This is a genomic window from Pseudomonas sp. IB20 (genome assembly GCF_009707325.1).
Taxonomy (GTDB): domain Bacteria; phylum Pseudomonadota; class Gammaproteobacteria; order Pseudomonadales; family Pseudomonadaceae; genus Aquipseudomonas.
Genome location: NZ_CP046103.1, coordinates 2,223,260 through 2,247,853 on the forward strand (window position 1 = coordinate 2,223,260; position 24,594 = coordinate 2,247,853).

At 64.8% G+C, this 24,594-nt stretch carries 5 protein-coding genes; all 5 read left to right on the forward strand.

All coding sequences use genetic code 11. The features are described from left to right. The first annotated feature begins 223 nt into the window (after positions 1–223). Positions 224–12,157 carry an amino acid adenylation domain-containing protein gene (locus GJU48_RS10360; protein ID WP_452603460.1) on the forward strand — a complete coding sequence of 3,978 codons (11,934 nt, stop codon included), beginning with the start codon at positions 224–226 and terminating at the stop codon, positions 12,155–12,157. Then, positions 12,154–20,775 (forward strand): non-ribosomal peptide synthetase, encoded by an 8,622-nt coding sequence (locus GJU48_RS25670; protein ID WP_256671221.1) that lies wholly within the window; start codon positions 12,154–12,156, stop codon positions 20,773–20,775. Before GJU48_RS10360 ends, GJU48_RS25670 begins: the two co-directional genes overlap by 4 nt. A gap of 327 nt (positions 20,776–21,102) precedes the next feature. After that, on the forward strand, positions 21,103–21,240 hold the full coding sequence (locus tag GJU48_RS25680) for an AMP-binding protein (protein WP_256671222.1): 138 nt from the start codon (positions 21,103–21,105) through the stop codon (positions 21,238–21,240). A gap of 45 nt (positions 21,241–21,285) precedes the next feature. After that, complete coding sequence (locus GJU48_RS25685) at positions 21,286–23,562, forward strand: non-ribosomal peptide synthetase (protein WP_256671223.1); 2,277 nt, start codon at positions 21,286–21,288, stop codon at positions 23,560–23,562. Beyond that, a complete protein-coding gene (gene macA, locus GJU48_RS10370; RefSeq protein ID WP_155295980.1) occupies positions 23,471–24,592 on the forward strand; it encodes a macrolide transporter subunit MacA in 1,122 nt (373 codons plus the stop codon). Before GJU48_RS25685 ends, macA begins: the two co-directional genes overlap by 92 nt. Positions 24,593–24,594: the final 2 nt, after the last annotated feature.

Below are 24,594 nucleotides of genomic sequence, written 5' to 3' on the forward strand. Positions count from 1 at the left end.
GGATGACGCGCTGTGGGATCAACTGATCGCCCACAAACCCCGCCTGCTTGAGTGGGTGGCCGAGCACGGCGGCGACTGGCTGAGCCCGGCCTATCGGATCACCCCGGACATGCTGCCACTGGTCAACCTCGATCAACCGGCCATCGACCGCATCGTCGCCGCCATCCCCGGCGGCGCGGCGAACGTGCAGGACATCTACCCGCTGGCGCCGCTGCAAGAAGGCATGCTCTACCACCATCTTTCGGCGCAGCAGGGCGACCCTTACGTGCTGCACGCGCAGTTTGTATTCGACAGCCGCGCACGCCTCCACGCCTTCGCGCAAGCGCTGCAATGGGTGATCGACCGCCACGATATCCTGCGTACGTCCATGGTCTGGGAGCGCCTCGACGAGCCGTTGCAAGTGGTGTGGCGCAAGGCGACCCTGGCTTGCGAAGAAGCCCATTTGAACGGCGGTGACGCCCTGGCCCAGTTGCTGGCACGCTACGACGCCCGCACCTACCGCATGGCCCTGGGCCAGGCGCCGCTGCTGCGCCTGGTGTTTGCCGACGACCCGGCCAACCAGCGCGTGGTGGCGATGCTGCTGTTCCACCACACCATTCTCGACCACACCGCCCTCGATGTGGTGCGCCATGAAATCCAGCTGTACCTGGCCGGTGAGCAAGCCCAGGCCGGTGAGCCGGTTGCGTTTCGCAGCTACATCGCCCAGGTGCGCCATGGCGTCAGTGAGCAGGCGCATGAGGCGTTCTTCCGCGCGATGCTGGCGGATATCGATGAGCCAACCTTGCCGTTCGGTTTGCAGGATGTGCAGGGCGATGGCCAGGGCATCAACGAAGCGCGCGTGCTCGTCGACAGCGCACTCAGCCGCCGCCTGCGCCGCCTGGCACGACCGCTGGGCGTGAGCGTGGCGAGCATGATGCACCTGGCCCTGGCGCGCGTGTTGGGCGTGGTGTCTGGTCGCGACGCCGTGGTGTTCGGCACCGTGATGCTTGGCCGCATGGGTGCAGGCGAGGGCGGTGACCGCGCCTTGGGCATGTTCATCAACACCTTGCCGCTGCGCGTGGATGTGGGCGAGCAGGGCGTGCGCGCCGGGGTCAAAGCCACCCATGAGCGCCTGACCACCTTGCTCAATCACGAACATGCCTCGCTGGCACTGGCCCAGCGTTGCAGCGGTGTAGCCGCACCCACGCCACTGTTCAGCGCGATGCTCAACTACCGCCACAGCGCCGCCACCGACATGGCCGCCGTCATCGACGTGGCCGAAGGCATCCAGGTGCTGGGCGCCGAGGAGCGCACTAACTACCCACTGACCGTCAACGTGGATGACCTGGGTGAAGAGTTTGCGCTGACGGTGATGGTCGACGCGTCCATCGACGCGCAACGTGTCGCCGGTTACCTGCATACCGCGCTGGAAAGCCTGGCCGATGCCTTGGAACATCGACCGGATCAGCCGCTCTGCGGCCTGAACATCCTGCCCGACACTGAGCGCCACCACCTGCTGCACAGCCTCAACCAAAGCCCCGCGCACTACACCGACACCGCCCTGATCCACCGTTGCGTCGAAACCCACGCCGCCGCCCAGCCTGAAGCCATCGCCTTGCGCTTCGAGCATCTGTGCCTCACCTACCGCCAACTCAACGAACGCGCCAACCAGGTCGCCCACCACCTGCTCGCCCAAGGCGTGAGTCCGGATGACCGTGTGGCCATCTGCGTAGAGCGTGGCCCGGAAATGATCATCGGCCTGCTGGGCATCCTCAAAGCCGGCGCCGGTTATGTGCCGATTGACCCGGCTTACCCGCTGGAACGCATCGCCTACACCCTGGCCGACAGCCAACCGCTGGCCGTGCTGGTGCAAGCCAACACCCGCCACTTGGTGGGCGCGCTGGCGCAAATCGACCTTAATAGCCTCGGTAGCGAGCCCATCGTCAACCCGCGCATCCCTCTCAGCCCCGCCAGCCTGGCCTACGTGATCTACACCTCTGGTTCCACCGGCCTGCCCAAAGGCGTGATGATCGAGCACCGCCAGGTCGCACGGCTGTTCAGCGCCACCGACCACTGGTTCGGCTTCAACCGCAACGATGTGTGGGCGCTGTTCCATTCCTTTGCGTTCGACTTCTCCGTGTGGGAGATCTGGGGCGCGCTGATGCACGGCGGCCAATTGCTGATCGTGCCGCAACTGGTCAGCCGCTCGCCGGATGAGTGCTACGCGCTGATCTGTGAGGCCGGCGTGAGCATCCTCAATCAGACGCCCAGCGCGTTTCGCCAGTTGATTGCGGCCCAGGCGCAGAGCTCGCAGGTGCATTCCCTGCGCCAGGTGATTTTCGGCGGCGAAGCGCTGGAACCGGGCATGCTCAAACCCTGGTACGCCCGCGCCATCAACGCCGGTACGCAACTGGTGAACATGTACGGCATCACCGAAACCACCGTGCACGTGACCTATCGCGCGCTGGAGGCGGCGGACGCGCAGTTGGTCGGCGTCAGCCCGATTGGCGTGCGCATTCCCGACCTGCAGCTGTACGTGCTCGATGAGCGCCGCGAGCCGCTGCCGATCGGCGTGGTCGGCGAGTTGTACGTCGGCGGTGCCGGCGTGGCGCGCGGTTACCTGAACCGTGACGCGCTCAACGCCGAACGCTTCCTGGCCGACCCGGCCACCGGTTTGCGCATGTACAAGACCGGCGACCTTGGCCGCTTGCTGGCTAACGGTAACGTCGAGTACCTGGGGCGTAACGACGACCAAGTGAAGATCCGTGGTTTCCGTATCGAACTGGGTGAAATCCAAGCACGCCTGGCCACCGCCAGCGGCGTGCGTGACGCCGTGGTGATCGCCCGTGAAGACGCGCCGGGTGACAAGCGCCTGGTGGCTTATGTGATCGCCGAGCGTGACATCGGTGCAGCCGAACTGCGTGACCACCTGCTGCTGAGCCTGGCCGAGTACATGGTGCCCAGCGCGTTTGTACTGCTGGATAAATTCCCGCTGACCACCAACGGCAAACTCGACCGCAAGGCGTTGCCCGCACCGGATGCCGACGCGCTGGCGCGACGTGACTATGCCGCCCCGCAAGGTGCAGTCGAAACCGCCATCGCTGCGATCTGGCAGGCGCTATTGAAGCTCGACAAGGTCGGCCGCGACGACAATTTCTTCGAACTTGGCGGCCACTCACTGCTGGCGGTCAAGCTGATCGAACGCATGCGCCAGGTGGACTTGAGCGCCGATGTGCGCGTGCTGTTCGGTCAACCCACGCTGGCTGCACTTGCCGCAGCGGTGGGCGGGCAGCAGGAAGTGCAGGTTCCGGCCAACCTGATCAGCGAGACGAGCGAGCGCATCACGCCGGACATGCTGGCGCTGGTGGAGCTGGACCAGGCCGCCATCGACCACATCCTCAAGACTGTGCCCGGCGGCATCGCCAACGTGCAGGACATCTACGGCCTGGCGCCCCTGCAGGCGGGCATTCTTTACCACCACCTGGCAACCACCGAGGGCGACCCCTACGTGTTGCAAGTGCAGTTCAGCTTCGCTGACCAAGCGGCGGTGGATGCGTTTATCCGCGCGTTGCACAGCGTGATCGAACGCAATGACATCTTGCGCACCTGCATCCTCTGGGAGGGCCTGGATGAGCCGGTGCAAGTGGTGCTGCGCCAAGCGCCATTGGCCGTGGAACGTGTCGACGTACAGGGTGGTGAAGCCTTGGCACAGCTGCAACAACGCTTCGACCCACGCCATTATCGCCTCGATCTGTCCCGCGCCTCGCTGATGCATTTTGGCTACGCGCAACAGTCGAGCGGCTACGTCGGCATTTTGCTGCTGCACCACATCCTGCTCGACCATACCGCCTTGCAAGTGCTGGTCGAAGAAATGAGCGCCAGCCTGGCCGGAAACAGCGCGCACCTGCCGGACGCGGTGCAGTACCGCAACTACGTAGCCCAGGCGCGTCTGGGGGTTACCCAGGCGCAACACGAAGCGTTCTTCAGCGACATGCTCGGCGATATCGACGAGCCGACGTTAGCGTTCGGCTTGCAGGATGTAAATGGCGACGGCAGCGGCATCGTCGAGGCGCACTTGCCGTTGCCAGCGGCGCTCAGTCACGGCCTGCGTGAACAGGCGCGGCAACTCGGTGTGAGCACCGCCAGCCTGGTACACCTGGCCTGGGCCCAGGTATTGGCGCAGGTTTCCGGCCAGCAGGACGTGGTGTTCGGCACCGTGTTGCTGGGCCGCATGCAAGGCGGCAAGGGCGCCGACCGTGCGCTGGGGATGTTCATCAATACCTTGCCGCTGCGCGTTAGCCTGGGCGCCGTCAGCGTACAAGCCGGCGTGCGCGCCACCCACGCGCGCCTGGCGCAGTTGCTCGGGCATGAACATGCCTCGCTGTCACTGGCCCAGCGTTGCAGTGGCGTACCGGGGTCGTTGCCGTTGTTCAGCACCTTGCTCAACTACCGTCACAGCGCGCCGGGTGAAGCCCCGGGAGACAGCCCGTTTGCCGCCTCTGGTATCGAAATTCTCAGTTCCGAAGAACGCAGCAACTACCCGCTGGTGCTCAGCGTCGATGACCTGGGCGCAGGTTTTTCGCTGACGGTACAAGGCCTGGCCATGCTGGATGTACAGCGCGTGGGCGAGTACATGCTCACCGCATTGCAGCACTTGATGACCGCGCTGCAACAAGCGCCGACCACGCCCTTGCAGGCGGTGTCGATTCTGCCGGCCGCCGAACGCCACCAACTGCTGGTCGCGTTCAACGCCACCGCCCGCGACTACCCCTCGCAGCTCACCGTGCAGCAACTGTTCGAAGCCCAGGCGCTGGCGCGTCCCGAAGCCGTGGCGGCGGTGCATGGCGCGTTATCCTTGAGCTATCGCGACCTCAACCGCCGCGCCAATCGCCTGGCTCATCACCTGATCAACCAAGGCGTGCAGCCGGGTGAAAGCGTGGCGATTGCACTGCCGCGCTGCCTGGATTTACTCGTGTGCCAGCTGGCGATCCTCAAGTGCGCGGCGGTGTATGTGCCGCTGGACGTCAATGCGCCGGTTGAGCGCCAGGCGTTCATCGTGCAGGACAGCGGCGCGCATCGGGTACTCAATAGCCTGGCCGACCTGAACCTGGACGCGCAATCGCCGCGCAACCCTGAGCGGGTCCAGTCCTCGGAAAGCGTGGCGTACATCATGTACACCTCCGGCTCCACCGGCGCACCCAAAGGTGTGCAAGTGCCGCATCGCGGTATCACGCGGCTGGTGCTCAACAACGGCTACGCCGACTTCAACGCCGCAGACCGTGTGGCCTTCGCCTCCAACCCGGCGTTCGACGCCAGCACCATGGACGTGTGGGGCGCGTTGCTCAATGGCGGCCAGGTGCAGGTGATCGACCACGCCACCTTGCTCGACCCAGCGGCATTCGGTGTCGGCATCGACAGCGTGCGCGCGCATCTGCAAGGCCAATTGCCGGACTACATGCTGCCGTCGGCGTATGTGCCGCTGGCGCATTTGCCGCTGACGGCCAATGGCAAGATTGACCGTAAAGCGTTGCCGGCACCCAGCGTAGACGCGCTGAGCAGTCGCGAGTTTGAAGCACCGCAAGGCGAGGTGGAAACCCTGCTGGCGCAGATCTGGCAGGACGTGCTCAAGCTTGAACGCGTGGGGCGCCATGATCATTTCTTCGAGTTGGGCGGGCATTCGCTGCTCGCGGTGAGCCTGATTGAACGCATGCGCCAAGTCGGCCTGAGCTGTGACGTGCGCGCACTGTTCAGCCAGCCAAGCCTGGCGGCGCTGGCGGCGGCGGTGGGCAGCGGGCGTGAAGTTGTGGTGCCGGTGAATGGCATTCCTTCGGGCTGCACGCAGATTACGCCGTCGATGCTGCCTCTGGTGCCGCTCGGCCAGGCAGCTATCGACCGTATTGTCGCCACGGTGCCGGGCGGCGCAGCGAATGTGCAGGATATCTACCCGCTGGCGCCGTTGCAGGAAGGCATTCTCTATCACCATATCAGCGCCGAGCAGGGCGACCCGTACCTGCTGCAATCGCGCATGGCGTTCGACAGCCTTGAGCGTTTGCACGCGTTCATGGGCGCGCTGCAACAGGTCGTGGCCCGTCACGACATCCTGCGCACCGGCGTGGTCTGGGAAGGCTTGGACAGCCCGGTGCAAGTGGTCTGGCGTGACGCGCAGTTGGTGGTGCAGGAAGTCGCCCTGGACCCAGCCGACGGTGGCATCCTTGAACAGCTGCACACACGCTTCGATGCTCGCCACTACCGGCTGGACATCACCCAGGCGCCGCTGCTGCGCATGGTCTACGCCCAGGACTCGGCGAATAACCGAGTCGCGGCGATCCTGTTGTTCCATCACTTGGCACTCGACCATACCGCCATGGAAGTGGTCGGCCAGGAGATGCGCGCGTTCCTGTTCAACCAGGCCGATGCGTTGCCCGCAGCGGCACCGTTTCGCAACTATGTCGCCCAGGCCCGCCTGGGTGTCAGCGTGGCTGAGCATGAGCAGTTCTTCCGCGAGATGCTCGCTGATGTCGATGAGCCGACCTTGCCGTTTGGCGTGCAGGATGTGCAGGGCGACGGCCGCGCTATCGAAGAAGCCGAGCGGCAGCTGGACGCGGCGCTGGCGGTGCGTGTGCGTGAACAGGCGCGGGTGTTGGGCGTCAGCGCGGCCAGCCTGATGCACCTGGCCTGGGCGCAAGTGCTGGGGTTGGTGTCCGGGCGTGACGACGTGGTGTTCGGCACCGTATTGATGGGCCGCATGCAGGCCGGCGAGGGCGCTGATCGCGCGTTGGGCATGTTCATCAACACCTTGCCGCTGCGCGTCGATGTGGGCGCCAGCGCCGCCGTTGCGGTCAAGGCCACCCATGCGCGGCTGAGTGCATTGCTCGGTCACGAGCACGCGTCCCTGGCGCTCGCCCAGCGTTGCAGTGGCGTATCGACGGCCGTGCCGTTGTTCAGCGCCTTGCTCAATTACCGCCACAGCACGCCCGGTGAAATGGCCCGCGACGGCCAGGGCATCTGGGAAGGTGTGCAGCTGCTGGGCGGTGAGGAACGCAGCAACTACCCGCTGACCCTCAGCGTCGATGACTTTGGCGCAGGTTTTGGCCTGAGTGTGCTGGCGCTGCCGCAGATCGGCGCCCAGCGCCTGTGTGGCTACATGCACAGCGCCGTGGAGCAGCTGGTTGCGGCCTTGGAAAGCGCGGCGAAAACCGCGCTCAACCAACTGCCTGTTTTGCCCCAGGCGGAGTGCGAAACCCTGCTGCGTGAATTCAACGCGACCGCCGCCGACTTCCCCACCGGGCATACCGTGCATGGCGCCTTGGAAGCCCAGGTCGAACGCCAACCCCATGCGATTGCCGTGCAGCAAGACGGCGAAGTTCTGACCTATCAGCAACTCAACCAGCGCGCCAACCAGTTGGCCCACCACCTGCTGGCGCTCGGCGTGCAGCCGGATGATCGCGTGGCGATCTGCTGCCGCCGTGGCCCGCAGATGCTGGTGGGTCTGCTGGGCATTCTCAAAGCCGGCGCAGGCTACGTGCCCATCGACCCGGCTTACCCCGCCGAGCGTATCGCCTACTTGCTGCAGGACAGCGCTCCGGCAGCGGTATTGGCCGAGGCAAGCACCCGCGACCTGTTGGGCGCGCATGCCGCTGTCGACCTGTTCGACGAGCGCTTGCAACACCACCCCGTCAGCAACCCGCGGCTGGCAACCCTGACCCCGGCACACCTGGCCTACGTGATCTACACCTCCGGCTCCACCGGCCAGCCCAAAGGTGTGATGGTGGAACACCGCACGGTGGAAAACCTGGTGCACTGGCACTGCGAAGCCTTCGGCCTGGACACGCGCAGCCACACCAGCAGCGTCGCCGGGTTTGGTTTCGACGCGATGGCCTGGGAGGTCTGGCCGGCACTCTGCGCAGGCGCCACCCTGCACCTGCCGCCCGCGCACGTGGGCAATGAAACTATCGACGAATTGCTCGCCTGGTGGATGGCGCAACCGCTGCACGTGAGCTTTCTGCCCACACCCGTCGCCGAGTACGCCTTCAGCCAGAACCTGCACCACCCGACCTTGCGCATCCTGTTGATCGGCGGTGATCGCCTGCGTCAGTTTGCCCAGGAGCGGCGCTTTGCAGTGGTCAACAACTACGGGCCTACCGAGGCCACGGTGGTCGCCACCTCCGGCCGTGTGCGCGCCGGGCAGGCGTTGCATATCGGCCAGCCTATCGCCAATACCCGCGTGTACGTGCTGGATGCGCAACTGCGCCCAGTGCCGGTGGGCGTTGCCGGTGAGCTGTATGTGGGCGGCAGCGGTGTGGCGCGGGGTTATTTGAACCGCCAGGACTTGACCGCCGAACGCTTCCTGCAAGACCCGTTTAACAGCGGGCGCATGTACCGCACCGGCGACCTGGCGCGCTGGTTGCCTGACGGCAATATCGAGTACCTGGGCCGTAACGACGACCAAGTCAAAGTGCGCGGTGTGCGCGTTGAACTCGGCGAAATCGAAAGCCGCCTGGCGGCACTCGACGGCATCGCCGAAGCGGTGGTGCTGGTGCGCGAGGGCCGTCTGGTGGCCTGGTTCACCGAACACTACCCACTGGCGATTGAAACCCTGCGTGCGCAACTGCAAGCGCAGCTGCCCGAGGCGCTGGTGCCGGCGGCCTACGTCAAACTCGACACGCTGCCGCTGACCGCCAACGGCAAGCTGGACCGCAAGGCCCTGCCGCAACCTGATCAGTCGGCGTTGCTGAGTCGCGACTATGCAGCGCCTGAAGGTTCAGTGGAGACCGCCCTGGCGCGGATCTGGGCCGAGGTGTTGCAGGTGGAGCAAGTCGGCCGCCATGACCACTTCTTTGAATTGGGCGGCCATTCGTTACTGGCTGTCAGCCTGATCGAACGCATGCGCCAGGTCGGCCTCAGCGCCGATGTGCGTGTGTTGTTCAGCCAGCCAACCCTCGCAGCGTTGGCCGCTGCCGTGGGCAGTGGTCGCGAAGTTTCGGTGCCCGCCAACCGCATCGCCGCCGACTGCCAGCGCATCACCCCGGACATGTTGCCGTTGGTGGATCTGGACCCAGCAACCCTCGACGAGGTCGTCAGCCGCGTACCCGGTGGCGCCGCCAATGTGCAGGACATCTACCCACTGGCGCCGTTGCAGGAGGGCATTCTTTACCACTACATCACCGCCGAGCAGGGCGACCCGTACCTGCTGCAATCGCACCTGGCTTTCGAAAGCATCGAGCGCCTGAATGCCTTCACCCAGGCGCTGCAACAGGTCATCAATCGCCATGACATCCTGCGTACCGGCGTGGTCTGGGAAGGCCTGGCGCAACCGCTGCAAGTGGTGTGGCGTCAGGCTCAATTGCCGCTTGAAGAGCTGCACCTGCAAGGTGATGTACTGGCCGGCTTGCATGCGCGTTTCGATGCGCGACGCTATCGCCTGGACATCAGTCAGGCACCCTTGATCAGCTTGAAGTACGCCCAGGACCCGGCCAATCAGCGTGTGGTGGTGGTGTTGCTCTATCACCATATCGCCCTCGACCACACCGCATTCGACGTGGTGCTGCGCGAAATGCAGGGCCACTTGCTCGGCCACCAAGCCCCAACGGCGCCGCCGATGCCGTACCGCAACTACGTGGCGCAGGCGCGCTTGGGTGTGAGCGAGCGGGAGCACGAAGCGTTCTTTTGCGAGATGCTCGGTGATGTCGATGAACCCACCTTGCCGTTCGGCCTGCAGGATGTGCGCGGCGACGGCAACGCGATCAAAGAGCATCGCCTGCGCCTGGGCAGCGACCTCAACCGCCGCCTGCGCGCCCAGGCGCGCTTGCTCGGTGTGAGTACGGCGAGCCTGTTCCACCTGGCCTGGGGCCAGGTGCTGGCGGCCACGTCGGGGCGCCAAAGCGTGGTGTTCGGCACCGTGCTGGTTGGTCGAATGCAAGGTGGCGAGGGCGCCGACCGTGCGCTGGGCGTGTTCATCAATACCTTGCCGCTGCGCCTGGACATCGACGCGCAAGGCGCACGCGCTGCCGTGCGTGCCACCCATGCGCGGCTGACCGCGTTGCTCGGGCATGAACACGCGTCCCTGGCCTTGGCCCAGCGTTGCAGCGGCGTGGCGGCACCGGCGCCGCTGTTCAGCTCGATGCTCAACTACCGCCATCGCGGCGCCGCCACGCGATCGGCTGAGGCGCAGCAGGCCTGGGAAGGCATGCAGACGCTGGTCAACGACGGGCGCACCAACTACCCGCTGACCTTGAACGTGGATGACCTGGGTGATGGTTACGACGTCACCGCCCTGGCCCAAGTCGACGCGCAACGGGTGTGCGGTTACCTGCAGGTTGCTTTGTCCGGATTGGTCGAAGCCTTGGAGCAGGCGCCGCACCAGGCGCTCAATCGTTTGCCGATTCTGGGCAGTGAGGAACGGCAAAAACTGCTGGTGGAGTTCAATGCGACCGAGGTGAACTACAACCTTGAGCAAACCCTGCACGGCCTGTTCGAAGCCCAGGTCGAGCGCACGCCGCAGGCCGTGGCGGTCAAGGCCGGTGACCAGCACCTGACCTACAGCGAGCTCAACGAACGCGCCAACCGCCTGGCCCACTACTTGCGTGAACTCGGCGTGCGGCCGGATTCGCGGGTGGGCATCTGCGTCGAGCGTGGCCTGGACATGGTCATCGGCCTGTTTGCCATCCTCAAGGCCGGCGGCGGTTATGTGCCGCTGGACCCGGCGTATCCACGCGAACGTCTGGCCTACATGCTGCAAGACAGCGCGCCCGTGGTGGTACTGGCGCAAGGCGCAACCCGCGAGTTGCTGGGTGATGTGCCGGTGATCAACCTGGACCACAGCACTTGGCAGCACCAGCTCGCCAGCAATCCGCGGGTGCCGGGCCTTACCGCCCAGCATCAGGCTTATGTGATCTACACCTCCGGCTCCACCGGCCAGCCCAAAGGCGTGATCAACGAACACGCCGGAGTGGTCAATCGCCTGCTGTGGATGCAGGACGCCTATGGCCTTAAGGCCCATGACGCGGTGCTGCAGAAAACCCCGTTCAGCTTCGACGTGTCAGTGTGGGAGTTCTTCTGGCCGCTGTTTACCGGCGCACGCCTGGTCATGGCGCGCCCAGGTGGCCATAAAGAGCCTGAGTACCTGTGCGCGGTGATCGAGGCCGAACAGATCACCACGCTGCACTTTGTACCGTCGATGCTCGATGTGTTCCTGGCCCACGGCGATGTCAGCCAGGCAGCTGTGCTTGTGCGCGTGATGTGCAGTGGCGAAGCTTTGCCGGGCAGCTTGGTGCGGCGCTTCAAGCAGCAATTGCCGGGGATCGGCCTGTACAACCTGTATGGCCCGACCGAAGCGGCGGTGGACGTGACCGCCTGGAACTGCGCGCGCCCCGACGTGCCGGACAACACGCCGATCGGCAAACCGATTGCCAACACGCGCATGTACCTGCTGGATGCGCAGTTGCAGCCGGTGCCGTTGGGCGTGGTCGGCGAGCTGTTTATCGGCGGTGTGCAAGTGGCGCGTGGCTACTTGAATCGCCCTGAACTGACCGCCGAACGCTTCCTCAAGGACCCATTCACCCATGGGCGCATGTACCGCACTGGTGACGTTGGCCGCTACTTGCCTGACGGCAATATCGAGTACCTGGGCCGTAACGACGACCAGGTGAAGATCCGTGGCCTGCGCATCGAGCTGGGTGAAATCCAGGCGCGGCTGCTGGAGCATGCGCAGGTCAACGAGGCGGCCGTGGTCGCCCGCGAAGACCGGCTGGTCGCGTACTACACCGGCATAGCCACCGACATCGAACAGCTGCGCGCGCATCTGCTGCAGCACCTGCCGGACTTCATGGTGCCCGCGCTGTTCATGCACCTCGACGCGCTGCCGCTGAGCCCCAACGGCAAGCTCGACCGCAAGGCTTTGCCTGCGCCGGGCATGGACGCGCTGATCGTGCGCGAGTACGTGGCCCCCGAAGGTGACACCGAAACCCTCCTGGCCAAGCTGTGGGCTGAGTTGCTCAACGTCGAGCGGGTCGGGCGGCACGACAACTTCTTTGAACTGGGCGGGCACTCGCTGCTGGCCGTGAGCTTGATCGGCCGCCTGCGCCAGGAAGGCCAGGAAGCTGACGTGCGGGCGCTGTTCGAGCAGCCGACCCTGGCCGGCTATGCCGCCATAACCGAACGAATGGAGATCGTCCTGTGAGCATTTCTGAGCTGTTGGCGACGCTGAAAACCAAGGACATCCAACTGGCGCTCAAAGGCGAGCAGTTGTCGGTGCAAGGCAATAAACAAGCACTGAGCGACCCGGCGACCCTCGCCGCGTTGCGCGAGCACAAACCGGCGTTGATCGCGTTGATCAAGGCCGGCGAGTACTCGACGACCAAGGCCGGCGAAGTGCAAGTGCCCGCCAATGGCATCCCGGCGGGCGCCGAGCGCATCACGCCGGCCATGCTGACCCTGTCGACCCTGAGCCAGGAGGAGATCGACCGCATCGTCGTCACGGTGGAGGGCGGTGTGGCGAATATCCAGGATATCTACCCGCTGGCGCCGTTGCAGGAAGGCATTCTGTTCCACCATGTCAGCGCCGAGCAGGGCGACCCGTACGTGATGCAGTCGCAGTTTGCGTTCGACAGCCTGGCGCGCTTCGAGGCCTTCGCCCAAGCCCTGCAACAGGTGATGAACCGCCACGACATCCTGCGTACCGGCGTGGTCTGGGACGGTTTGCAGCAACCGTCGCAAGTGGTCTGGCGCCAAGCGCAACTGCCGGTGCAGGCGTTGGTGTTGGACCCGGCTGACGGCGATATCGCCGCGCAGCTGCACGCGTTGTTTGATGCGCGCCACTATCGCCTCGACGTGACCCAGGCGCCGCTGCTGCGCCTGGTGCGTGCCGAAGATCCGGCCCATCAGCGCATCGTCGCCACCTTGCTGTTCCACCACATGGCCCTCGACCACAGCGCCCTCGAAGTGGTGTGCCATGAACTGCAGGCGTGCCTGCTGGGGCAGGGCGCCGCGCTGGGCCAGGCGGTGCCGTTTCGCAACTATGTGGCGCAGGCGCGGTTGGGGATCAGCGAGCAGGAACACGAAAGTTTCTTCCGCCAAATGCTCGGCGACATCAGTGAGCCGACCTTGCCGTTTGGTTTGCAGGACGTGCAAGGCGATGCCCGTGGGATTGCCGAAGTCAGCCTGCCGCTGGCGCCAGCGCTCGGGCTGCGTTTGCGTGCACAAGCTCGGCTGCTGGGCGTGAGCGCCGCCAGCCTGTTCCACATGGGGTGGGCGCAAGTGTTGGCTGTGCTGGCCGGTAAACAACAGGTGGTGTTCGGCACGGTCTTGATGGGCCGTATGCAAGGCAGCCATGACACGGATCGGGCGCTGGGGATCTTCATCAACACGCTGCCGTTTCGCGTGGACGTAGGCGCCGAAGACGTGCGCGCCGGGGTCAAGGCCACCCACGCGCGGTTGACTACCTTGCTGCGCCACGAGCACGCCGCCTTGGCACTCGCCCAGCGTTGCAGTGGCGTGGTGGCGCCGACACCGCTGTTCAGTGCGTTGCTCAATTACCGCCACAGTGCCCCGGCCGCCAGTGCCGCCGCCGTATCGGCCTGGCAAGGCATCGCGGCGCTCAGCGCCGAAGAACGCACCAACTACCCGCTGACCTTGAGCGTGGATGACCTCGGCGAAGGCTTTGGCTTGAGCGTGCTCGCCAGCACTTTGGTGGACCCGCAGCGTGTCTGCGCCTACCTGCAAACCGCCCTGGAAAACCTCGTGACCGCCCTGGAGCAGGCGCCGCACACGCCGCTCAATCACGTCTCGGTAGTACCCGCCGCCGAGCAACAACAGCTGCTGCAGCAGTTCAACGCGACCCAGGTCGAGTTCCCCCAAGGCACCACCTTGCACGGGCGTATCGAAGCCCAGGCCGCGCGCACGCCCGAGGCCATCGCCGCCGTGCACCAAGGCCGCCAACTGACTTACGCCGAGCTGAACCAGCAAGCCAACCTGTTGGCCCATCACCTGCTGGCGCTGGGGGTCAAGCCCGACGACCGCGTGGCCATCGTCGCCCGCCGTGGCCTGGACACCCTGGCCGGGTTGCTGGCGATCCTCAAGGCCGGCGCCTGCTATGTGCCGGTGGACCCGTCCCACCCGGCCGAGCGTCTGAATTACCTGCTGACCGACAGTGACCCGGTGGCGGTGCTGACCCAACAGGCGCTGCTGGATCGCCTGCCCGCGCTGGACGTGCCGGTGATCAACCTCGACCGCTTCACCTGGCAGCACCATTCGGCGAGTAACCCCAAGGTCAATGTCACGCCATCGAACCTCGCCTATGTGATTTACACCTCCGGCTCCACCGGCCTGCCCAAAGGCGTGATGGTCGAACACCACACCGTGGCCAACCTGGTGGACTGGCATTGCCGCGCGTTTGACCTGTGCGCCGGGCGCCACACCGCCAGCGTCGCCGGTTTCGGCTTTGACGCGATGGCCTGGGAAGTGTGGCCGGCGCTGTGTGTCGGCGCGACCTTGCACCTGCCGCCGGCCAATGACGGCGCCGAAGACATCGACGCCTTGCTCGCCTGGTGGTGCGCGCAACCGTTGGACGTGTGCTTCCTGCCCACGCCGGTGGCCGAGTACGCCTTCAGCCAGCAGATCGAACACCCCACGCTGCGTACCTTGCTGATCGGCGGCGATCGTCTGCGCCAGTTCGCGCGGGCCCAGCGTTTCGAGTTGATCAACAACTACGGGCCGACCGAAGCCACGGTGGTCGCCACTTCCGGCAAGGTCGAAGTGGGCCAGCCGTTGCATATCGGCACACCTATCGCGAATGCCACGGTGTACCTGCTGGACGAACAGCAACGCCCGGTGCCGTTGGGTGTCGCCGGTGAGCTGTATGTGGGCGGCAAAGGCGTGGCGCGCGGTTACCTGAATCGCCCGGAGCTGACGGCCGAGCGCTTCCTGCAAGACCCGTTCAACGCCGGGCGCATGTACCGCACTGGCGACCTGGCGCGCTGGTTGCCGGACGGCAACATTGAATACCTGGGGCGTAACGACGACCAGGTGAAGGTCCGTGGCGTGCGCATCGAGTTGGGCGAGATTGAAACCCAACTCAACCAACTGCCGGGCATTCAGGAGGCGGTGGTGTGGGTCCGTGAAGAGCGGTTGATCGCCTACTTCACTGCAAACCCCCAGCTCGACCCACTGGCCGTCGGCGATATCCGCGCCCATCTGGTCGCGCATTTGCCGGACTATATGGTTCCGGTCGCCTACGTGAAACTCGATGCATTGCCGCTCACCGCCAACGGCAAACTCGACCGCAAGGCCTTGCCGGCGCCGGACATGGCCGCCGTATTTACCCGCGAGTACCAGGCGCCCCAAGGCGAGATCGAAACCGTGCTCGCACACATCTGGGCTGATGTGCTGCAAGTAGAGCGCGTTGGGCGTCGCGATCATTTCTTTGAATTGGGCGGGCATTCGCTGCTGGCGATGCGCATGGTTTCCCAGGTGCGTCAGCGCCTGGGTGTCGAGCTGAGCCTCGGCGACCTGTTTGCCAATGCCGAGCTGGCGGCGGTCGCCGAAGTGCTCGCCCGGGCGGGGCGCAGCACGTTGCCGGATATCTTGCCCGCTAACCGTGATGAAGACGTGCCGCTGTCCTTCGCCCAGCAGCGCCTGTGGTTCCTGGCACTGATGGACGGCGCCAACACCGCCTACAACATTCCCATCGGCCTGCGTTTGCGCGGGCAGCTGCATGTCGAGGCGCTGCAACGGGCGCTGGCGCGTATCGTCGCGCGCCACGAAACCCTGCGCAGTCGCTTCGCCCAACACGGCGACGACGCTCAGGTGCTGATTGTGCCCGCCGAAGACGTGCTGCCGTTGCAAGTGCAGGACCTGCGCCGCCATCCACAACCCCAGCAGGCGCTGGACGCCTTGATCCAAGGCGAAGCCTCGGCACCGTTCGACCTGGAGCGCGGCCCGTTGCTGCGCGGGCGGTTGGTGGTGATGGCCGACGATCACCATGTGCTGTTGCTGACCCTGCACCACATCGTCTCCGATGGCTGGTCGATGGGCGTGCTCACCCGTGAGCTGATGGCGCTGTACCAAGCCTTCAGCCACGGCCTGCCCGACCCGTTGCCGGCACTGCCGATCCAGTACGGCGACTTTGCCGTGTGGCAGCGTTTGTGGCTGAGCGGCGAAGTGCTGCAGCGCCAAAGCACGTATTGGCAACAGGCCCTGGCCGGGGCGCCGGCGCTGCTCACGCTACCAACGGACCGCCCGCGCCCGGCGCAACAGGACTACGCCGGCAGCAGCGTCGAAGTGCGCCTGGATGAACGCCTCACCGCCGGGCTCAAGGCCTTGAGCCAACGCCATGGCACCACGCTGTACATGACCTTGATGAGCGCCTGGGCCTCGCTATTGGCGCGGCTGTCCGGGCAGCCGGACCTGGTGATCGGCTCGCCGGTGGCCAACCGTACACGCAGCGAAGTCGAAGGGCTGATCGGCCTGTTCGTCAACACCCTGGCGGTGCGCATCGACACCTCGGGCGCGTTGAGCACCGAGGCACTGTTGGCGCGGGTCAGGGCGTTGACGCTTGAAGCCCAAGCCCATCAGGACCTGCCGTTCGAGCAGGTGGTGGAAATCACCCGGCCGGTGCGTAGCCTGGCCCACAGCCCGTTGTTCCAGACCTTGCTGAGCTGGCAGGACAGCAGCGCGCCGACCCTGGCGTTGGGTGACCTGGCCCTGGAAGGCATCGTCGAGAGTAGCCACTTTGCCAAGTTCGACCTGTCGCTGAACCTCGGCGAAGTGCAGGGCAGTATTTTGGGCGCGTTGGAATATGCGGTGGCGTTGTTTGATCAATCGACCGTGCAGCGTTACGTCGGCTATTTCACGCGCACCCTACAGGCGATGGTCGATAACGATCAGGCCGTGCTTGAACACACGCCGCTGGTGGATCCGCGTGAGCGTCAGCAGTTGCTGTTTGATTTGAATGCCACTGACGTCAATTACAACCTCGACCAAACCCTGCACGGGATGTTCGAGGCGCAGGTCACGCGCACGCCGCAGGCGATTGCGGTCAAGGCTGGCGAGCAGCAGATGACCTATGCCGAGCTGAATGCGCGGGCCAACCAGTTGGCCCATCACCTGCAGGCGTTGGGCGTGCAACCGGATTCGCGGGTGGCGATCTGCGTGGAGCGGGGCTTGGACATGGTCGTTGGCCTGTACGCGATCCTCAAGGCCGGCGCCGCGTATGTGCCGCTGGACCCGGCTTATCCGCAAGAGCGCCTTGCCTACATGCTGGAAGATAGCGCGCCGCTGGTGGTGTTGGCGCAGGGCTCCACGCGCGGGTTGCTGGGCGCGGTGCCGGTGGTCGATCTGGACCAGCCCTGCTGGCAGCACCAGCCGGTCGCTAACCCCGATGCAGCGGGCGCGACGGCTTATGTGATCTACACCTCCGGCTCCACCGGCCAGCCCAAAGGCGTGATCAACGAACACGCCGGGGTGGTCAACCGGTTGCTGTGGATGCAGGACGAATACGGCCTCAAGGCGCATGACGCGGTGCTGCAGAAAACCCCATTCAGCTTCGACGTGTCGGTGTGGGAGTTCTTCTGGCCGCTGTTTACCGGCGCGCGCCTGGTGATGGCGCGCCCAGGCGGGCACAAAGACCCGCAGTACCTGTGCGACGTGATCGAGGCCGAACAGATCACCACGCTGCACTTTGTGCCGTCGATGCTGGATGTATTCCTGGCCCACGGTGATGTGCGCCAGGCGGCCGGGCTGGTGCGTGTGATGTGCAGCGGCGAAGCTTTGCCGGGCAGCCTGGTGCGGCGTTTCAAGCAGCAGTTGCCGGGCAGTGCGTTGCATAACCTGTATGGCCCGACGGAAGCGGCGGTGGACGTGACGGCGTGGAATTGCGCGGGCGTGGTGACGCCGGACAACACGCCGATTGGCAAGCCCATCGCCAACACGCGCATGTACCTGCTCGACAGCCAGTTGCAGCCGGTGCCGTTGGGTGTGGTCGGTGAGTTGTTTATCGGTGGTGTGCAAGTGGCGCGCGGTTATCTGAACCGGCCTGAACTGACGGCCGAGCGCTTCCTTGACGACCCGTTTATCAATGGGCGGATGTACCGCACCGGTGACGTCGGGCGCTACTTGCCGGACGGTAACATCGAGTATTTGGGGCGCAATGATGACCAGGTGAAGATCCGTGGTTTACGCATCGAGTTGGGTGAGATCCAAGCCCGCCTGACCGAGTATCCGTCGATTAATGAAGCAGCGGTTGTCGCCCGTGAACAACGCCTGGTGGCTTATTACACCGGCGCATACAGCGAAATCGATGCGCTGCGCAGTCACCTGCTGCGGCACCTGCCGGAGTTTATGGTACCGGCGATGTTTGTCCATCTCGACGCCTTGCCGCTGAGCCCCAACGGCAAGCTCGACCGTAAAGCCTTGCCCGAACCGGACCTGGATTCGATGGTGGTGCGCGAGTACGAGGCGCCTCAGGGCGATACCGAAATTGCCCTGGCCAGCCTGTGGGCCGAGTTGCTCAACGTGGAACGCGTGGGCCGCCACGACAACTTCTTCGAATTGGGTGGGCATTCGCTGCTGGCCGTCAGCCTGATGGGGCGCATGCGCCGCCTTGGGTTGTCGGCGGACGTCAAAGTGCTGTTTGGCCAGCCGACCTTGTCTGCGTTGGCGGCGGCGCTGGGTGGTGGGCGTGAAGTGGCGGTGCCGGCGAATGGCATTGCACCCGACTGCACCTACATCACCCCGGACATGTTGGCGCTGGTCCAGTTGGATCAGCCGGCTATCGAGCGCATTGTCGCCTGTATCCCAGGCGGCGCGGCGAATGTGCAGGACATCTACCCGCTGGCGCCGTTGCAGGCCGGCATTCTCTATCACCATCGCGCAGTAGTGGAAGGCGATGCGTACCTGCTGCAGGCGCAGTTTGCGTTCGACAGCCTCGTACGGCTGCAAGCGTTTGCCCGGGCGTTGCAGGCGGTGATCCAGCGCCATGATGTGCTGCGTTCATCCTTGCACTGGGACGGCCTGGAAGAACCGGTGCAGGTGGTTTGGCGTGAAGCCTTGTTAAGCGTCGAAACCGGGCCGCTGCCGCAGCGTCTCGACCTGGCTCAAGCCCCGCTGATGCGCTTGGTTTACACCCAGGAACCGCAGCGGGTGGTCGCAACTTTGCTGTTCCATCACCTGGTGATGGACCACATCGCACTGGACATCCTGCAGCACGAAATGCAGGCGTTTTTGTTGGGCCGAGAGGATGAGTTGGGCGCTGCGGTGCCGTACCGCAATTACGTGGCCCAGACCCGTTTGGGTGTTGACGATCACGAAACGTTCTTTCGCGAAATGCTCGCTGAGATCGACGAACCCACCGAGGTCGAAAACCTGGGCGGCGATGAAGCAGCCCATCTAGCGATTGACCTTGAGTTAAGCCGGCGCCTGCGTACCCAGGCCCGCCAAGCGGGCGTGAGCGCCGCCAGCCTGATGCACCTGGCCTGGGCCCATGTGCTGGGCAAGGTCAGCGGCCGCGAGCAGGTGGTATTCGGCACCGTGATGCTTGGCCGCCTGCAAGGTGGCGAAGGCGCCGAGCGCGCCATGGGGGTGTTTATCAACACCTTGCCGTTGCGAGTCGACCTAGGGGAACACTCGGTGCGTACAGCCTTACGCGCCACCCATGCCCGCCTGACTCAACTGCTCAGCCATGAGCACGCGCCGCTGGCAGTGGCCCAGCGTTGCAGCGCGGTGCCGGTGGCGACGCCGTTGTTCAGCGTGCTGTTCAACTACCGCCACAGTGCGCCGCAAACCGCTGGCGTGGCCGAAGCGTGGCAGGGTATTGAGCTGCTCAAGGCGCAGGAACAGACCAATTACGGCTTGTCGGTGAGTGTGGATGACCTCGGTGAGGGTTTCAGTCTGGAAGCCATGGGGCAGGGCGCCCGGCGGTTGTGTGACTACCTGCACACTGCACTTGAGCAGGTGGTTGAGGCGCTGGAACACAACCGTGAAATCGCCATCAGCCGCCTGCCGATCCTGGCGGCCGCAGAGCGCAGCCAGCTGGCGGGCTTCAACGCCACCACCCGCACGTTCCCCCGTGAACACACGGTGCAGCGCCTGTTCGAAGCCCAGGCCCAGGCGCGCCCCGGCGCCGTGGCAGTGCTGCATGGCGAGCAGGTGTGGCGCTACGGTGAACTCAACACCCGCGCCAACCGTCTGGCCCATCACCTGCTGGGCTTGGGTGTGCGCCCCGCCGATAACGTGGCGATCCTGCTGCCGCGCTGCATCGACCTGCTGGTCAGCCAACTGGCCGTGCTCAAATGCGCGGCGGCCTATGTGCCGCTGGACATCAACGCACCGGCCGAACGCCAGGGCTTTATGCTGCAGGACAGCGGCGCGACGTGGCTGTTGACGCGCAGCGAGGCGCTCGTTGAATATCCGGCCCGGCGCCTGGACCTGGACACCCTGGCCCTCGACCCGCAACCGAGCCATAACCCGGACTTGTCGCAGTCTTCCGAGAGCGTGGCGTACATCATGTACACCTCCGGCTCCACCGGCACGCCCAAGGGCGTCTTGGTGCCGCATCGCGGTATCACGCGGCTGGTGCTCAACAACGGCTACGCCGACTTCAACGCCGCGGATTGTGTGGCCTTCGCCTCCAACCCGGCGTTCGACGCCAGCACCATGGACGTGTGGGGCGCGTTGCTCAATGGCGGCCAGGTGCAGGTGATCGACCACGCCACCTTGCTCGACCCAGCGGCATTCGTGAAGCCTTGGAGGGTGCGACGGTGCTGTTTGTCACCACGGCGCTGTTCAACCAATACGTGCAGATGATTCCTGAGGCGTTGGCCGGCCTGCGCATCCTGCTGTGCGGCGGGACGTGCCGACCCGGCGGCGTTCCGCACTGTTGGCGCAGGCGCCCGAGTTGCGTTTGGTGCATTGCTACGGCCACGGAAACACCACTTACGCCACCACCTATGAGTGCGCGCGATTGCCGATGACGCCGACAGCGTGCCCGTGGGGCGGCCGATTTCCAACACGCAAATTATCTGTTGGATGCTTGGCAGCAGCCGGTGCCACTGGGGGTGAGCGGTGAAATCTGCATCGGCGGCGACGGCGTGGCCAAGGGTATCTGAACCGCCTGACTGACCGCTGAAAATTGTGCAAGACCCGTTCAACCCAGGCGCCTTGATGTACCGCACCGGCGACCTCGGTCGCTGGACGGCGGACGGCTTGCTTGAGTGCCTTGGGCGCAATGACGATCAGGTCAAAATCGTGGTTTCCGCATTGAGTGGGTGAGATCGAAGCGCGCCTGGCGACCTGTGCGGGCATCCAGACGTGGTGGTGCTGGCGCGTGAGGACGTGCCGGGCGACAAGCGCCTGGTGGCGTATTTCACCTGGGCTGGCGAACCCGTCGGCATCGACAGCGTGCGCGCGCATCTGCAAGGCCAATTACCGGACTACATGCTGCCGTCGGCGTATGTGCCGCTGGCGCATTTGCCGCTGACGGCCAATGGCAAGATTGACCGTAAAGCGTTGCCGGCCCCCAGCGTTGACGCGATGAATAGTCGCGAGTTTGAAGCACCGAGCGATGCGTTGGAGCTGACCCTGGCGCAGCTGTGGGCTGAGGTCTTGAAGCTGGAACAGGTTGGGCGGCATGACAGCTTCTTTGAACTGGGCGGGCATTCGTTGCTGGCGATTCGGCTGGTCAACCTGATGGAAGCGGCGGGGTTGCAGGTGTCCCTGGCTGAGCTGTTCGAGCATGCCAGCGTGGCCTCGGTCGCCGCGATGCTGCAACAACGTACGGATGAACCGGTGCGTGACACCTCGGTGATCACCGTGCGCAGCCGTGGCGCGCAACCGCCGCTGTTCCTGGTCCACGAATTCAGTGGCATGGACGTGTACTTCCCGGCGCTGGGTCAGCACCTGCCCGGTGACTATCCCATCTACGGCTTGCCGGGCGCGGCGCTTGGCGACTCGCACCTGAACACCATGGAAGGCCTGGCGGCGCGCATGGTCGGGCTGATTCGGGGTATCCAGCCCCATGGGCCGTACCGGCTCGCAGGCTGGTCGTTTGGCGGCGTGTTGGCCTATGAAGTGGCGATGCAGTTGTTGGGGCTGGATGAGGCGGTGGCCTTCCTCGGTTTGATCGACAGTTACGTGCCGCGCATGACCGACCAAGGCAAGGCGCGTTGGCACGGGCCGGATGCGCTCAAGCGGCATTTGCTGTTGCAGTGCACGGCGTATTGGACAGCACAAGGAGGTGTGGATGAGCTGGCGAGGCTTGAACACTTGGAGGCGGGCATTGGACAGCTGGACTTTGCGGGTCTGCTGCAACGCTGTCGCGATGAAGGTTTGCTATACGCGCAAATGGCAGCGGCTGCGGACGCGGACCTCTTGAGTTTTATCGAGCGAGAGGTCGGGCATGGGCATGCGTTGGCGCATTACAGCCTGTTCCCATTGCCGGTTGCGGTGCACCTGTTCAGCGCTATGCAACGGACGACCGAGTTGTCCCGGCGCAGTGACACGCTGGGTTGGCAGGACGCGTTGGCGCCGGGGCAATTGCGCCAGGTGCAGGTGCCGGGGGATCACCAGAGCATGATGCAGGCGCCGCATATCCAGGCGTTGGGCCGTGCGATGACTGAGGTGTTGGCGGTGGGTGTGCCGGTCGCTGAGGCGGCGCATCAACCGTTGTTGCGTATTCAGAGTGGGCGGGCGGGGTATGCGCCGGTGTTTTGTGTGCCCGGCGCGGGGGACAGCGTCACCGGGTTTGTGGGGTTGAGCGAGGCCCTGGGGCGCGACTGGCCTTTGTTGGGTTTGCAGCCACGAGGCTTGGATGGCGAGGCGGTGCCGCATAGCCAGGTGGAAGCGGCGGCGCAGTGTTATCTGGCGGCGCTGGCGCAGGAGTGCCCGCAGGGGCCGGTGCATTTGGTTGGGCATTCGTTTGGCGGCTGGGTGGCGTTGGAGATGGCGCTGCGGCTGCAGGCGATGGGCCGTGAGGTGGCGTCGTTGACGGTTATTGACAGTGAATCGCCTGGGGGTTTGGGTAAGCCTTATACGACCACGGCGGCGTTGTTGCGGTTGATCGAGGCGATGCAGTTGGCGGCTGGGAAGCCGTTGGGCATAGACCCGGTGGAGTTTGCCGAGCGTGATGAAGTGGCGCAGCGCCAATGGCTGCATGCAGGGATGGTGGGCGTGGGGTTGTTGCCGGGGCGCTCTGCGGTGGATGCCATGGATGGGCCGGCGCGCACGTATGCGGCGGCGTTGCGCACGGTGTATCGACCTTTGCAGCGTTATAACGGGGTGGTGCGGTTGGTGTTGGCTGAGGATCCTTCGCTGGATGCGGCGGGGAATCAGCGGGAGCAGGGGTTGATGGTTGAGGGGTGGCGGCGGCAGGGGAGCGGGTTGCAGGTTTGGTATGGGCCGGGGAACCACTTTACGTTGCTTAAGGCGCCGAATGTGTTGGGGTTGGCGCGGTGGTGGGTTGAGGGGGTGGTGATTGGGGAGTGTAACGTTTCGCAAACTCGGAATGCTCGCGGTATTGGCGGTTGCCATCGGCCTTGTCGTCTACACCGTTCAAGCACCCGCCGACGCGCCGCAATACCTCACCGCCACGGCTGAACGGGGTGATATTGAAAATGCCGTCCTGGCTACTGGCGTGCTGGAAGGCATCAAGCAGGTTGACGTCGGTGCCCAGGTTTCCGGGCAGTTGAAGTCGCTCAAGGTCAAGGTCGGCGACAAGGTGAAGAAGGGCCAATGGCTCGCCGAAATTGACCCGTTGATCCTGCAAAATACCCTGCGCAAAGCCCAGGTTGATGAAGAAAACCTGCAGGCTCAGCGACGTGCCACGGCGGCGCAGCTCAAGCAGGCCAAGTCTGTCTATGAGCGCTACAAAGGCTTGCAGGTCGACGAATCGGTGTCGCGCCAGGATTTTGAGGACGCCGAGTCGACCTTTCAGGTGCAGCAAGCCAACCTGTTGTCCCTGGATGCGCAGATCAAAAGCGCGCATATCCAGATCGACACCGCCAAGGTCAACCTGGCCTATACTCGCATCGTCGCGCCCATCGACGGTGATGTGGTCGGCATCGTCACCCAGGAAGGCCAGACGGTGATTGCCAGCCAGTTGGCGCCGGTACTGCTCAAGCTGGCGGACCTGGACACCATGACCGTCAAGGCCCAGGTGTCCGAGGCGGATGTGATTCACATCAGCCCCGGCCAGCAGGTGTATTTCACCATCCTCGGCGAGGCCGACAAGCGCTACTACGCCAAGCTGCGTGGCACGGAGCCGGCGCCGCAGAGCTTCCTCGAGACCCCGACCGCCGGCACGCCCAAGCAGAACACGGCGGTGTTTTACAACGCGCTGTTCGACGTGCCCAACCCCGACCACCGTCTGCGCATCGCTATGACCGCCCAGGTGCGGATCGTGCTCGATACTGCCCAGGCCGCCTTGATGGTGCCGGTGGCGGCGCTCGGTGCGCGTAATGCCAATGGCAGCTATCCGCTGCGCGTGCTGGATGCCAAGGGCAAGGCCGTGTCGCGCGATGTGCAGACCGGCATCAATAACAACGTCAAAGTGCAGATTCTGGACGGCCTGGTCGAGGGCGATAAAGTGGTGATCGGTGACGCATCGCCTGTTGTGGCGGGGAGTTGACC